The 13,192-nt window shown below is 74.5% G+C and carries 8 protein-coding genes and 1 riboswitch; of the genes, 3 read left to right on the top strand and 5 right to left on the bottom strand.

Annotation, left to right across the window (positions count from 1 at the left end; all coding sequences use genetic code 11):
- The first annotated feature begins 116 nt into the window (after positions 1–116).
- Positions 117–268, top strand: a riboswitch (cyclic di-AMP (ydaO/yuaA leader).
- A 12-nt stretch (positions 269–280) separates the two neighbouring features.
- Together RNL97_RS15310 and RNL97_RS15305 are read left to right on the top strand one after the other, a co-directional pair.
- On the top strand, positions 281–1,312 hold the full coding sequence (locus tag RNL97_RS15310; RefSeq protein WP_030585520.1) for a M23 family metallopeptidase: 1,032 nt from the start codon (positions 281–283) through the stop codon (positions 1,310–1,312).
- 210 nt (positions 1,313–1,522) lie between these two features.
- The gene (locus tag RNL97_RS15305; RefSeq protein WP_030585517.1) at positions 1,523–2,470 is read left to right on the top strand and encodes an aldo/keto reductase; all 948 of its coding nucleotides are present in this window, start codon (positions 1,523–1,525) and stop codon (positions 2,468–2,470) included.
- On the opposite strand, the gene RNL97_RS15300 is transcribed toward RNL97_RS15305, so the two are convergent.
- From RNL97_RS15300 to RNL97_RS15285, 4 genes are all read right to left on the bottom strand, one after another.
- Positions 2,451–3,956 (bottom strand): PrsW family intramembrane metalloprotease, encoded by a 1,506-nt coding sequence (locus RNL97_RS15300; protein ID WP_313750800.1) that lies wholly within the window; start codon positions 3,954–3,956, stop codon positions 2,451–2,453. The two genes, RNL97_RS15305 and RNL97_RS15300, sit on opposite strands and share 20 nt — an antisense overlap.
- A 76-nt stretch (positions 3,957–4,032) precedes the next feature.
- Complete coding sequence (gene trmB, locus RNL97_RS15295) at positions 4,033–4,971, bottom strand: tRNA (guanosine(46)-N7)-methyltransferase TrmB (RefSeq protein WP_030585512.1); 939 nt, start codon at positions 4,969–4,971, stop codon at positions 4,033–4,035.
- Complete coding sequence (gene lhgO / locus RNL97_RS15290; RefSeq protein ID WP_313750799.1) at positions 4,964–6,220, bottom strand: L-2-hydroxyglutarate oxidase; 1,257 nt, start codon at positions 6,218–6,220, stop codon at positions 4,964–4,966. Before lhgO ends, trmB begins: the two co-directional genes overlap by 8 nt.
- A 141-nt stretch (positions 6,221–6,361) precedes the next feature.
- On the bottom strand, positions 6,362–7,945 hold the full coding sequence (locus tag RNL97_RS15285; protein ID WP_313750798.1) for a sporulation protein: 1,584 nt from the start codon (positions 7,943–7,945) through the stop codon (positions 6,362–6,364).
- An 858-nt stretch (positions 7,946–8,803) separates the two neighbouring features.
- Between RNL97_RS15285 and RNL97_RS15280 the strand changes: the two genes are divergently transcribed.
- Complete coding sequence (locus RNL97_RS15280; protein ID WP_030585504.1) at positions 8,804–10,915, top strand: asparagine synthase-related protein; 2,112 nt, start codon at positions 8,804–8,806, stop codon at positions 10,913–10,915.
- A gap of 39 nt (positions 10,916–10,954) precedes the next feature.
- Here RNL97_RS15280 and RNL97_RS15275 read toward each other — a convergent pair whose 3' ends face one another.
- A complete protein-coding gene (locus RNL97_RS15275; protein WP_243314345.1) occupies positions 10,955–12,952 on the bottom strand; it encodes a sigma-70 family RNA polymerase sigma factor in 1,998 nt (665 codons plus the stop codon).
- Between the last annotated feature and the right edge of the window lie 240 nt (positions 12,953–13,192).

Here is a 13,192-nt window from a genome sequence, read left to right as displayed (position 1 = left end):
GTACCTCCCACCCCTGTTCGTTAATGATCAACAGGAACAGCTTGGAATCGGGCCCGGGTGTCTATTAACGTTCGATAACGCAGCGCGGTCGTCACAGCCGTCGTCAGGGACGGCGCCGCGCGCGAGCGCCGAATTCCGCAAGGGAACCGGGGAACCACCTACATGGGGTGAATCGGACGCCTGCGTCTCGTGAGAGGCGGAGGGGCCCGTAGGAGACCTTCCTGCTCCGAACCCGTCAGCTAACCCGGTAGGCGAGAAGGAAGGAAAGGAGTGCGCCCACGTGGCGTCCAACAAGCCTGCCCCTGAGGCCCCGTCACCCTTCAGCCCCGACAGCTACGGTGGCGCCGAGCGGTCCGTGGGGGAGTGGAATCCCACCGAGGACTCCATCCGTCCCGTGCGCGGCAGGCACCGCGTCGCCAAGCAGCGTGGTCTGGCCCGTAGCTCCACCGTCCTCGGGGTCGGCGTCATAGCGGCCGTCGGAGCGGGGGGCATGGCCACCGCTCAGGACAAGGCACCCGTCTCCATCTCTCTTCCCGATTCCATCGCGGACAACCTCCCCGACGCCAAGTCCCTTCCCGGCGTCGGGTCCTTCATGTCCGACGACGCGGAGGCCGTCCCGGTCGCCGCGGCCGCGCCGCTCACCACCGCCGGACTCACCAGCGCCGAGGCCGAGCAGGGCACCGACGCCGGCGAGGCACTGCGCGCCCGGATCCTCCAGCAGGCCGAGCAGCAGCAGGCCAGCGCCGACGCCGAGGCCAAGGCAGCGGCGGAGAAGGCAGCCGCCGAGAAGGCGGCGGAAGAGGCCAAGAAGCAGCAGGGCGAGGCCGAGGCCGAAGCCGCCGCGAAGAAGAAGGCGGCAGAGGAAGCGGCGAAGAAGAAGGCGGAGGAGGAGCGTCTCGCCAAGCTCGCCGCCAGCTTCTCCCTGCCGGCCTCCTCGTACACGATCAGCTCGACCTACGGTCAGTCCGGCGCGATGTGGTCCTCCGGCCAGCACACCGGCCTCGACTTCGCAGGGGCGGCCGGTTCGCCGCTCAAGGCCGTGCACAGCGGCACGATCACGTCGGCCGGCTGGTCCGGTTCGTACGGCTACCGCACGGTGCTCCAGCTCGATGACGGCACCGAGATCTGGTACGCCCACCAGTCCTCGATCGACGTCTCGGTCGGCCAGAAGGTCACCACGGGCGAGACCATCGGCCGCATGGGCGCCACCGGCAACGTGACCGGCGTCCACCTCCACATGGAGGTCCGCACCGCGGGCGGCTCGGCGATGGACCCGATGGCCTGGCTGACCAGCAAGGGCCTGCAGGTCTGAGCCCTCGGGCCGGCGCGCGCCGTCGGCCCGGGGCCGCCCTTCTCCGGCGGCCCGCCCCGAAACCCCGGCAGCCCTGACGCACACCCCCCGACGTCAGGGCTGCCGGTCTGTCCGGGGGAGGGGGCGACAGGCCCGGAAGGCGTACGCGGCGGAATCCCGGACGGAGTACGCGGCGGAATACCGTCCCCGCCCGGCCCGTTGGACCCTCGCATGACTTCCACGCGCACTCTCCTCGGCACCTCCGGCCTCCAGGTCTTCCCCCTCGCCCTCGGCGGCAACGTCTTCGGCTGGACGGCGGATGAGGAACAGTCCTTCGCCGTCCTGGACGCGTACGTCGCGGCCGGCGGCAACTTCATCGACACCGCCGACGCGTACTCCGCCTGGGTCGAGGGCAACCACGGCGGCGAGTCGGAGACCGTCATCGGCAAGTGGCTCGCCTCCCGTGGCAACCGGTCCGACATCGTCGTCGCCACCAAGGCCGGCGCCCACCCCGACTTCCGGGGCCTGGCCGCCGGCACCATCAAGGGCGCGGCCGAAGCGTCCCTGCGCCGCCTCGGCACCGACCACATCGACCTCTACTACACGCACTTCGACGACGAGACCGTCCCGGTCGAGGAGATCATCACCGCCCTCGACCAGCTGGTGAAGGACGGCAAGGTGCGCCACATCGCCGCCTCCAACATCAGCCCCGAGCGCCTCGCGGCCTCCCTCGCCTTCTCCGAACGCGAGGGCCTCGCCCGGTACGTCGCGCTCCAGCCGCACTACAACCTGGTCTCCCGCTCCACCTACGAAGGCGCGCTCCAGGACACCGCGGCCGACGCGGGCCTCGCCGCCGTCCCGTACTACGCGCTCGCCTCCGGCTTCCTCACCGGCAAGTACCGCCCCGGTACGACGGTTCGGAGCGCACGGTCCGCGAAGGCGGGCGGACACCTGGAATCGGAGCAGGGCCGCAAGGTGCTGGCCGCCCTCGACCAGGTGGCCGGGGAACGGAACGCCGAGATCGCGACGGTGGCCCTCGCCTGGCTCGCCGCGCAGCCGACCGTCGCCGCGCCGATCGCCTCCGCCCGTACGGTCGAACAGCTCCCCGCCCTCGTCGCGGTCGCCGACCTGCGGCTGACCGACCGGGAACTCGCCCTGCTCACCGAGGCGTCGGCCTGACGGAGCCGGGGTCGCCGTACCCGTAACCGTACGGCTGCGCCTGGGTCTGTCCGTACGGCTGTCCGTACGCCGGGCCGTATCCGTGGCCGTTTCCCGGCCCGGGGCCGTAGCCCTGCCCCGGGCCGTACCCGTACGGCGTCGGCGCGTGGTGTCCGGAGTGGGCGTGGCGGCCGTGGTGCGGGCCCCGGCGGGACGTGAGGCGCGCCGCGTGGGTCAGGGCCGGGGCCGCGACGTCCCGGCGCTGCCACAGGTGGTGCAGCAACTCCCGCTCCCGGGCGCCGAAGTCCGGGCCCACCGCGCCGTGGCGGGCCCGGCGGCGCAGACCCGCGAGCGACGTCGCGAACGACTCGTACTCCGCGACCGCGCGGGCCGCCGCCCGGCCCCGGGTCCGGTCCTGCTGCCAGTGGCGGGCCAGGTCGCGGGCCATGCCCCGGGCCCGCATGGAGGAGAGCGCCGACGGCTCGGCGGGGGCGAGCCAGCCGGCCGCCGCATACGCGGGCAGCTCGGCGGCGAGCGTACGCAGCTCCCGCTGGCGCGACCAGATCGCCACCCAGGTCACCAGGGCGAACGCCGGGACCATGACGATCCCGTACACCGCGTAGAAGCCGTACGGGCCGAAGGCCGACGAGCCGTTCCACAGGGCGTGCAGCCCCATGGCCAGCAGCAGCCCCAGCACCGGCAGGGCGATCCGGCGGACCCGGTGGCGGCGGGCGCTGACGGCCGCGAAGCCGAAGCCGAGGCCGGTGAGGACCGTGAACAGGGGGTGCGCGAACGGGGACATGACGATCCGCACGAAGAACGTCCCCGCCGTCACCGAGGCGAACCCGGAGCTGCCGATCTGCTGGTCCTCGCCGAAGGCGTTGCCCAGATAGAGGATGTTCTCGGTGAACGCGAAGCCCGTCGCGGTGAAGCCGGCGACGACGATGCCGTCCACCACCCCGCTGAACTCCCGTCTGCGGAACAGGAAGATCAGCAGCACGGCCGCCGCCTTCGCGCTCTCCTCCACGACGGGGGCGATCACCGTCGCCCCCAGGGTGTCCGCGCTCGCCGGGTCGGCCGTCGCGGTGGCTATCCAGCGCGTGGCGAAGGAGTTGGCGATGATCGCGACGAGAGCCGCGGCGCACGCGCCCCAGGCGAAGGAGAAGATCAGATTCCGCCAGGGCCCCGGCTCGACCCGGTCCAGCCAGCGGAAGGCGGCCATCAGCAGCGGCACCGGAAGCACCGCCAGACCGAGGCCGACCAGGAACCCCTCAGGACCGGTCTGTTCGCGGACGAGCGCGAGGATCACCAGGCCGCACAGCAGGAGCGCCACGATTACGGCCCCGGCACGGAACGCCTTGCTGCGCCACACCATGCCGACGCGGCGTGGCCGGTAACGCGCCCGGCCACGCTCCGGCGCCGCGCCCAGGACCTCGTCGAGCCGCTGCTCGTGGAGGAACGGGACGGCCGGGTGCGCCTGCTGATGCTGCACGGAGGGGTCGGACACCTCTCGACCCTAACGAGGAGCACTGACACCCGGCGACGGCGCATCCGGCCAGGACATGGCCGTACGCCGTCGTGCGTCAGACGCGGGCGAACAGCAGGTCGTGGACGACGTGCCCCTTGTCCAGGCCCTGGCCCTCGAAGCGGGTGAGCGGCCGGAACGCGGGACGCGGGGCGTATCCGCCGTCGGCCGCGGTGTTCTCGAAGCGGGGGTGCGCGGTGAGCACCTCCAGCATCTGCTCGGCGTACGGCTCCCAGTCCGTGGCGCAGTGGACGATCGCGCCCGGCTTCAGCACCGGCGCCACCAGGTCCAGGAAAGCGGGCTGGATGAGCCGCCGCTTGTGGTGCCGGGCCTTGGGCCACGGGTCGGGGAAGTAGACCCGTAGGCCGTCGAGGGACTCGGGGGCCAGCATCTCGCGCAGCAGGATGACCGCGTCGCCGTTGGCCACCCGTACGTTCGTCGAGCCCGCCTTGTCCGCGAGGCCGAGAAGATTGCCCTGGCCGGGGGTGTGGACGTCGACCGCGAGAATGCCGGTGCCCGGGTCGTCGGCCGCCATCTGCGCGGTGGCCTCGCCCATGCCGAAGCCGATCTCCAGGACCACGGGCAGCCCGTCGAACAGCTCGGCCAGATCGAGGACGCGCTTGCCGTCGATGTCCAGGCCCCACTTCGGCCACAGCCGCTCCAGGGATTCCTGCTGGCCGGTGGTCACCCGGCTGCGGCGCGGCTGGAAGCTGCGGATCCGGCGCTCGTGGTGCGAACCGGCCGGGTCGGCGGCGGGGCCTCCGGGGAAGCGCGGCTCCATGCGCAGCCGGCGCGCACGCTCGAAGGAGGCGGCCCGCAGCGCGGCGGCTTCGTCGGCCGTGGCGTCGGCGGCCCGGGCCTCGTCGGCCGCGGCTTCCTCGCTCGCGGCGTCGGCGAGCGCGTCGGCCGCCGTGGAGCCGGTCCGCGCGGGGCCGGTCGGCGTCGCCTCGGCGTCGTGGGATCCGGCGGGGGTGGGGTTCAGGGGCTGCTCAGACACAATGACCGGATTCTACGGCGGGCGGCTTCCACCCCGCCCCCCGAGCCCGGCGCAGCGCGAGCCGTGCCACCTCCCTTCCGATGGGGAGGCACGCCGTCGCCGCGGGCGACGGGGCGTTGAGCACGTGCACGGTGTGCGGGGCCTCGCGGATCAGGAAGTCGTCGACCAGTGTGCCGTCCTTCAGCACCGCCTGGGCGCGCACCCCGGCGGGCGAGGGGCGCAGATCGTCCTCGGTGACGGCGGGCAGCAGCCGCTGGACGGCCCGGGTGAACGCGGAGCGGGACAGCGAGCGGTGCACCTCGCCCGCCCCGTACCGCCAGTGGCGGCGGGCGATCTGCCAGGTGCCCGGCCAGCTCAGCGTGGACAGCAGTTCGGCGGGGCGGACCTGGGGCCAGGTGTATCCCTCGCGGGCCAGGGCGGGGACCGCGTTGGGCCCGACGTGGACGGAGCCGTCGAAGCCCCGGGTGAGGTGGACGCCGAGGAAGGGGAAGGCCGGGTCCGGCACCGGGTAGACCAGACCGCGCACCAGCCCGGGGCGGGCCAGCGCGTAGTACTCGCCCCGGAACGGCACGATCCGCACCCCCGGGTCGTCCCCGGCGAGGCGGGCCACCCGGTCGCAGTGGAGCCCCGCGCAGTTGACCAGCACCCTGGCCCGGACGACCAGGCCGTCCGCCGTGCGCACCGCGACGCCCCAGGGGCGCCGGTCTATCGCGGTGACCTCCGCGCCGTACCGCACGATGCCGCCCGCCGCCGTGACCTCGGTCGCGAAGCGGGTGGCAACGGCGGTGAAGTCGCAGACGCCCGTCGTGGCGACCCGGATCGCCGCCAGACCCCGGACCTCCGGTTCGTGCTCCGCGATCTGGGCCGGGCCCAGCTCCCGCACGGGCAGCCCGTGCTCGCGGCCGCGCTGCACCAGGGCGTGCAGCCGGGGCAGCTCGGAGCGCTCGGTGGCGACGATCAGCTTGCCGGTGGTGGCGTGCGCGATGGAGTGCTCCGCGCAGAAGTCCGCGAGCTCCGCCGAGCCGCGCAGCGCGTACCGCGCCTTGAGGGAGCCGGGGCGGTAGTAGATGCCGCTGTGGATCACGCCGCTGTTGCGGCCGGTCTGGTGGCGGGCGGGGCCGCGCTCCTTCTCCAGGACCGTGACCCGGGTGCCCGGAGCCGTCCGGGTCAGCGCATACGCGGTCGACAGACCGACGATCCCGCCGCCGATCACCAGCACATCGCAGTCGTACGCCGCGTGCGTCATCATCACGCCACCTCCCACCCCGATAGTGCACTGACCCACTGACAACCGGCTCAAACCCGGGAGGGGCAGGGCGTGGCGCACACTCCGTCCGGCAGGCGCTCGCCCGGCGGGTTCTCACCGGGCGGCTCCTCATCCGGTTCAGGCCTAGGTGACCAGCAGCGGGCGGGCCCGCTCGCGCAGCTCCGCGACGCGGGGCTCGTCCCCGTACGGCTCCAGGCGGTGCAGCAGATCGCGCACGTACTCCGTGGTGCGGGCCGAGGAGATCCGGCCCGCGACCTCCACCGCCCGGGTGCCCGCAGCACAGGCCGCGTCCAGATTGCCCGACTCCAGCTCGGCGACGGCGGAGACGACGAGCCGCAGTCCGTGGCTGCGGACGAACTCCTCGGTCGGCCGGGACAGCGCCTGTTCGGTGAAGCGCCGCACCTGGCGGGGGGCCTTCAGGTCCCGGTAGCACTCGGCGGCGTCGGCGGCGAACCGGTCGTAGCCGTAGAAGCCGAGCCAGGACGGATCGGCGTCGCCCGCCCGGGACCGCTCCAGCCAGCTCTCGGCGCCCTTCAGCGCGGCCCCCGCGGCCGGTGCGTCGCCGGCCTTCGCATGGGCGCGGGCCTCCACCAGCCGGAAGAAGCTCATGGTGCGGGCGGTGGCGAGACCCCGGTTGCGCTCGACGGCCGCCTGGGCGAGGTCGACCCCCTCGTCGGCGAAGCCGCGGTAGGTCGCCTGGAGGGACATCGAGGCGAGGACATAGCCGCCGAGCGGGACGTCGGCGGCGGCCCGGGCCAGGCGCAGGGCCTGGATGTAGTAGCGCTGGGCGGCCTCCTGCTGACCCGTGTCGAAGGCCATCCAGCCGGCCAGCCGGGTCAGCTCGGCGGAGGCGCCGAACAGGGCCCGTCCGACCTCGTCGGTGTACGAGCCGAGGAGCAGGGGTGCGGCGTCGACGCGTAAGCACTCGGGGACCATGGAGGAACGCCAGTCGCCGCCGCCGTACTTGGAGTCCCAGCGCCGGGCGTCCTGGGCCGCCTCGCGCAGCTTCGACACATCGCTGTGGCCGACCCGCAGCGGCGAGGCGTCCGCCGCCGACTCCGGACCGGGCTGGACCGGGACCGAGCCCGCCGCGCCGGGTGCGGAGCCGCCGGTGTGGAGGATGTGTGCGCCCCGCGCGTCCGGTGCGGTCCCCGGACCGTGCGCTCCGGCCGTGCCGGGGCCTTCGGACCCGGTGCCGCGCGCCCCGAGGATCGCCGCCTGCGCCGCCGTCGGGTCCCGGGCCACCGACGGGTCGGCGGGGGTTATCAGCCAGCGGGAAGCGGGTGTCGCGTAGGCGCTCACCGAGAAGGATCCCGCCAGGGACTGCCAGATCCCGCCGCCGCCCCGCCGCCCGGCCAGATCCAGCCGGTACAGCTCGGTCGCCGACCGGACCGCCTCGCCCACGTCCCGGGGGAAGGCGAGACCGACCTCCGGGGCCGGGTCCGCGTCGGCGAGGCCGATCTCGTGCAGCGGCACCGGGCGGCCGAGCTTGGCCCCGATCGCCGCGGCGATGAGATGCGGCGCCGCGCCCTGCGGCACCATCCCCTTGGCGACCCACCGGGCCACCGAGGTCTTGTCGTAGCGAAGTGTCAGACCGCGCTGTGCTCCGAGGTCGTTGACCCGCCGGGCGAGCCCGGCGTTACTGATTCCCGCGAGGGCGAGAACCGTGCCGAGCTTCTCGTTCGGCCCGCGTTGCTCCCTGGACATGCGCCACCCCTCGACACACAGACGGCCGCCGCGTCACCGAGGACGGCGCGCGGCATTCGTACCGATGCCTCCCCAGGTTCGAACCCTCGTACTCCGCCTGCACACGCATGTGGCCGAGCCCCGAGGAATATGCCCCCTGTCGAGAACACCAGTAAACACAGCGTAGTTCTCCCTATCCCTACCGTTAAGGGGCAGACGTCCGGATGGCGGGATTGTTGTCCGTGCGGGCGGTCCGGGTCTTCGGGGCCGGGGGGGGTGCGGACCGGGGTCCGGCGTGCTCCCGGTGTGTGGCCGTGCGCCCGGCCGTGCGCTCTGGCCCGTCCCGTCGCGTGGCGCTTGGCTGAGTCCTGCGTGGGTCGGCCCGCTGCACTGGACTCAGTGGGCTGGGGGAAACCGCCGCTCCATTCCCCGCGGGCGGCGGACCGGTCCGGGAGGTGAGGCCCACCTCCCGGACTGTGCGTGGAGGGGTCGCCAGGGGGGCGCGGCGCGGGTATGCGCGCAGGGCGGCACTTCGAGAGAATGGCCGAATAGCGACGGTCCGGTGAGGGTCTGGCCAACGGTCCGACTATGGCCGGATATCGCCGCTGTTTCCGGGCGGCGCCGGCCCCTCCCCCTCCTCGGGGGGCGGGCCGGGGCGGCGCGGGGACCGCACGGCCCGGCCTCCACAACTCCCGGAACGAGAAGTTCCGTTGCTGTCGACGCGGTGAAGGCCGCGTCGGGCCTTTGCCAGGGGCGCATGCTCTTCCGGCGTGCGCTGCCCGTACACCCTCTCCTGCGGCGTTGTCGTGGCAGCATGTCCCGCAGCGGCGTTCTCGCTCATCTCGTGCGCCGTTTTGTCCACAGCCTGTGGAGGCGGCGATGCGTTGGTTGGTGGGATGGAGCAGTATCGCCGCGAGCTTCGGCACCGTCGGCGCCGTCGGAAACGGCGGGGAGGGGCGCACGGTCCACCCGGTCGGCTCCCAACTCCTGTGGGGCGACCCGGATCCGCTGTGGGCGGTCGGCGACTGGCGCCCCGACGAGATCCGCGTCATCGGCGTCGCCACCCCCGAAGGGGCCCCCACCGCCCGCCTCGCGGTCCTCGGCTGCTGCGGCGCCACCGACGAACAGCTCCGCGTCGGGCTGCTCTCCGCACGCGGCGGCGCGATGCGCCACCTCACCTCCTGGCCCGGCAGCTACACCGCCGTCGTGCAGATCGGCCGCCGCATCACCGTCGCGGGCGACCTCGCCGGAGCCCGGCCCGTCTTCCACACCCCCTGGGCGGGGGGCACCGCCTACGCCACCGCCGCCCTGCCGCTCGCCGACCTCATCGAGGCCCAGCTCGACATCGGGCACCTCGCCGCCCTGCTCGCCTGCCCGGAGACCCCCGAGGCCCTCGGCGACGGCACGCCCTACGAGGGCGTGCGGCGGGTCCCGCCGGGCCACGCGCTGATCATGCGCGAGGGCTCGCGGGAGATCACCGGGTACGAGGCCGTCGCCTCACTCGCGGTCGCCGCACCCCAGGCCGACCCGGTGCACGCGGTGGAGGGCGTACGGGACGCGCTCGTCGAAGCCGTACGCGCCCGGCTCACGGCCCCGCGCCACGCGCCGGAGAGCATGCCGCAGGACCCGGGGCCCGTCCCCGGCATGGGCCCCGCCGACCGGCGCGCCGCGCGGGGCGGACCCGTCGCGGGCATCGGTGCCGACCTCTCCGGAGGCAGCGCGTCCGCCACCCTCGCCCTCCTCGCCTCCGGGCTGCCCGGACTGCCCGGCACCCTCCTCGGCCACGGCACCGGAGCGGGGGAGCGGCTGCTCGCCGTCACCTTCAACGACCTCACCACCCGTGGCAACGAGGGGGAGATGGAGCGGGCCCGCGTCATCGCCGCCAACCCGCGCCTGCATCACGTCGTCGTCGCGGCGGGCGAAGAGGCCCTGCCGTACGCCTCGTTGGAGACCGGCCCGCTCACCGACGAACCGGCCCCCTCCCTCGTCCTCGCCGAGCGCCACCGCCGCCGGCTCTCCGCGGGCAGCGCCGACCACCTCGTCGGAAGCGGGGCCCGGCAGGTCCTGGACGCGCACCCGGCCCGCCTCGCCGACCTCCTGATGGACCGGCGCAGACGCCACCTCCTGCGCCCCGTAGCCGCCCTCACCAAGGCCGAAGGCCCCACGGCGCACTCGCTGTTCGTCCCGCTGACGGTCTACCGAGCCGCCCGCCGCCTGGCCCGTACGTCGTACCGCACCGGCCTGGAGTCCGCCGCCGGGCTCCTCCCCGACGCCAACCGCCACGCCCCCGACCTCGCCACCCCCGCCGACGCCTCGCTCGCCGCCCTCGCCTGGTCGCGCCCGGGTCCCGCGGCGCGCTGGCTGACGGGGGAGGCACTGGCCGAAGTATCGGTTCGCCTCCAGGAGGCGGCGATCCGGCCCACCTCCGTCCAGCGCCCGGGAGAGGCCCGCGCCCGCGCCGCCCTCGCCCGGGGAGCCGCCGACCACCGGATCCTGGAGCAGGCCGCCGAGATCCGCAGCCAGCGGCTGCACGCCCCGTTCCTCGACAACCAGGTCGTCCGGGCGGCCCGCGCCCTGCCCGAGTCGCTGCGCGTCCAGCCCGGCGCACGGGCCGCGATCCTGCGCCGGGTGCTCGGCGGGGCGGGCATCCACGATCTGCCGCCCGGGTGGGGCACGCCCTCCCAGGCCACTTCCACCGCCGTCACCCGGACCGGTCTGCGCACCGCGCTGCCCGAGCTGATGGCCCTCTTCGACGCGCCGCTGCTGGCCGACGCCGGCCTGGTCGAGGCCCGGGTGGTCCGCAAGGCCCTGCGCGCCGCGTCCGAGGGCGAACCGCTGCCCCTGGACGGCCTGGCGGACCTGGCCTCCACCGAACTGTGGCTGCGCCGCCTGGTGACCCGCCGCGGCACCTGCTGGACGGGCACGGCCGCCCCGCGCCAGCGCGCGGTGGCGGGCGGAGTGATCCCCGCCCGGCGCACCCTTCAGCCCTGACCGGAACCCGCCGCAGGGGAAGCGCGGCGCGCGTACGGCTCAGGAGCAGCTGATCCGGGACTCCGCCCAGTCGGCCAGGGCCACCCCGCCCATCGCCCCCTCCGGCTCCACCACGAGGCGGATCGAGGACTGGCCCGCGATGCCCACGCTCACCGGGACGGCCGGCTCGCCGCCCTCCATCACCGGGGAGCGCCACAGCCGGGCCCCGTCCCCGTTGAACACGGAGAAGCGCACCGCGCCGAGGCCGAGCGTCAGGTCGTCCACCCCGACCATGGCCTCGTAACGCGTGCACGGCCGGTTCAGCTGGATGGTCACCGAGGAGCGGGCGTGCACGGTCACCCCGTGCGCGTAACGGGTGGAGGAGATCGACACGTTCGACCGCTGCCAGACCCAACTGCTCTGCCCCAGCACGACTTCCGGCTCGCTCCGGTCGCCGAACACCGAATACGCCAACTCGCTGACCTGGTACACCTCCGGCGCGGGCGGCGGTGGTGTGGGCTTCGGCGGCTTGGGCGTCGGCTTCGGGGACGGCGGCGGGCTCGGCGCGGGGGGCGCGGGCTTCGGCGGCGGCTCGGGCGAGGGCGTGGGGCTGGGCGTGGGCTTCGGCGCCGGCTCGGACGGGGCCGGTGCCGGTGGCGCGGGCGGTGCGGGCGCGGCCGGTGGCTCGGGCACCGGCTTCGGGGCGGGCGCCGGGGGCTCCGGCGCGGGCACGGCGGGCGCCACGGCCGGGGGCTTCGCGACCGGCTTGGGCTCCGGCTTCGGCTGGTCGTCGCCGACGAGCGCCCACACCAGACCGGCCGCGGCGGCCACCGCCACGGCGGCGGCGATCCCCGCCTTGGCGGGCGCGCCCAGCCCCTCGGAGGCCGCGGCTCCACCGGCGGCCCCGCCGGTCGAGCCGGACCCGGTGGCCGCGGCGGCGGCTCCCGCCCCGGCGGCCCCGGCCGCACCGCCGGCCACGATGCCCGCGGCCTTGAGCGAATACCCGGCGGCGAACCAGCCGATGACCGCGACGGGCAGCAGCGCCGGAATCCCCGCGTTCACATGGTCCAGCTCGCCCGCGGCCACCCGGCACCGGGCGCACGCGTCGAGATGCTTGCGCAGTCCGCGTTCGGCCCGGGTCCGCAGGCCGCCCCGGGCGTGGGCGCCCAGCCGGTCGGCGTACTGCGCGCAGTCCCCGCCCGTGGTGAGCGCCTGGCTGACGTGGGCCTGGAGGTACGCCTGCTTGAGCCCTTCGCGGGCCCGGCTGGCCAGCACGGCGGTGGCGTTGGCGGTGAGGCCGAACAGCGGGGCGATCTCGCTCGGCGACTCCTCCTCCACCGTGGTGTGCCACAGCACCGCCTGCCAGCGCTCCGGGAGGCTCCGGAACGCCTGCATCGCCATCGTCTGCTCGGCCTCGTGCATCGCCAGGACATCGGCGCCGAGTTCGAGGGTGTCGTCGTCGGAGAGCTCGGAGGAGCGGGTCGCCTGGGTGGCGAACACCGCGAAGTCGTCGACCAGATGCTCCCGCTTGGCGCTCTTGGTCCAGGCGGCGGCGACATGGCGGACGGCGGTCATCAGATAGGCCCGGACCGCTTCCGTCGGCCCCTTCCCGCCCCGTACGGCCTGGAGCGTGCGGGCGAACACCTCGGCCGTCAGGTCGTCGGCGGTGTGCGCGTCCCGGCAGCAGCTGCGGGCGTAACGGAGCACGGCGCCCGAATGCCGCCGGAACAGCTCCTCGTAGGCCTGGTCGTCGCCCGCCCGCATGTCCTCGATCAGCCGGGCGTCGGAGAGACCGGTTTCGGGGGCCCCGCTGCGACCGGCGCGCTGCTGCGGAACCGCGTGCGGGCCGATGCCCGCATCCGCCTCGCCGGACGTGTCCTCCTCGGCGACGGCGGGCCACGGGCCGGGCAGGACGGTGCCGCCCTCGGCTTCGCCGCCCGACGGGCCGCGCACGGCCTGGACCGGCACCTGCCCGGCGGAGAGCCCGTCCGCCTTCGTGTCCCTGTCGGCCGCAGCGATCTCGCCGAGCGGCTCTTCCTGCTGCTCGTTACCGCTCATCGCGGAAGCCCCCGTATACACCCTCGGACCCGAATACCGGCCAAGACTGCCACATGGCTCAATCGTGTTGGCCCCTCACTCCCGCCAACCACTCATCCGGGGCGTTTTCCCGAATGTGAGTACTAGAGAGCCCCCTTTCGGGGAATCACTCCCCGTTGATTCGTCCGAGCGATACGGGGACGAGGGCGGCCCAGCGCGAGCAGTGGGCCGCACGAGCCGCCGCTCCCACCGACCACCGGC

Source organism: Streptomyces parvus, from assembly GCF_032121415.1.
Lineage (GTDB): Bacteria > Actinomycetota > Actinomycetes > Streptomycetales > Streptomycetaceae > Streptomyces > Streptomyces globisporus_A.
The sequence above is the reverse complement of the archived record's forward strand: the minus strand, read 5'-3'. Positions and strand labels throughout refer to the sequence as shown.

Bases quoted from the DNA above. Each gene is read 5' to 3' on its own strand.
- RNL97_RS15305 (WP_030585517.1), top strand. From the start codon at position 1,523: ATGACTTCCACGCGCACTCTCCTCGGCACCTCCGGCCTCCAGGTCTTC.
- lhgO (WP_313750799.1), bottom strand. From the start codon at position 6,220: ATGATGACGCACGCGGCGTACGACTGCGATGTGCTGGTGATCGGCGGC.
- RNL97_RS15285 (WP_313750798.1), bottom strand. From the start codon at position 7,945: ATGTCCAGGGAGCAACGCGGGCCGAACGAGAAGCTCGGCACGGTTCTC.
- RNL97_RS15280 (WP_030585504.1), top strand. From the start codon at position 8,804: ATGCGTTGGTTGGTGGGATGGAGCAGTATCGCCGCGAGCTTCGGCACC.
- RNL97_RS15275 (WP_243314345.1), bottom strand. From the start codon at position 12,952: ATGAGCGGTAACGAGCAGCAGGAAGAGCCGCTCGGCGAGATCGCTGCG.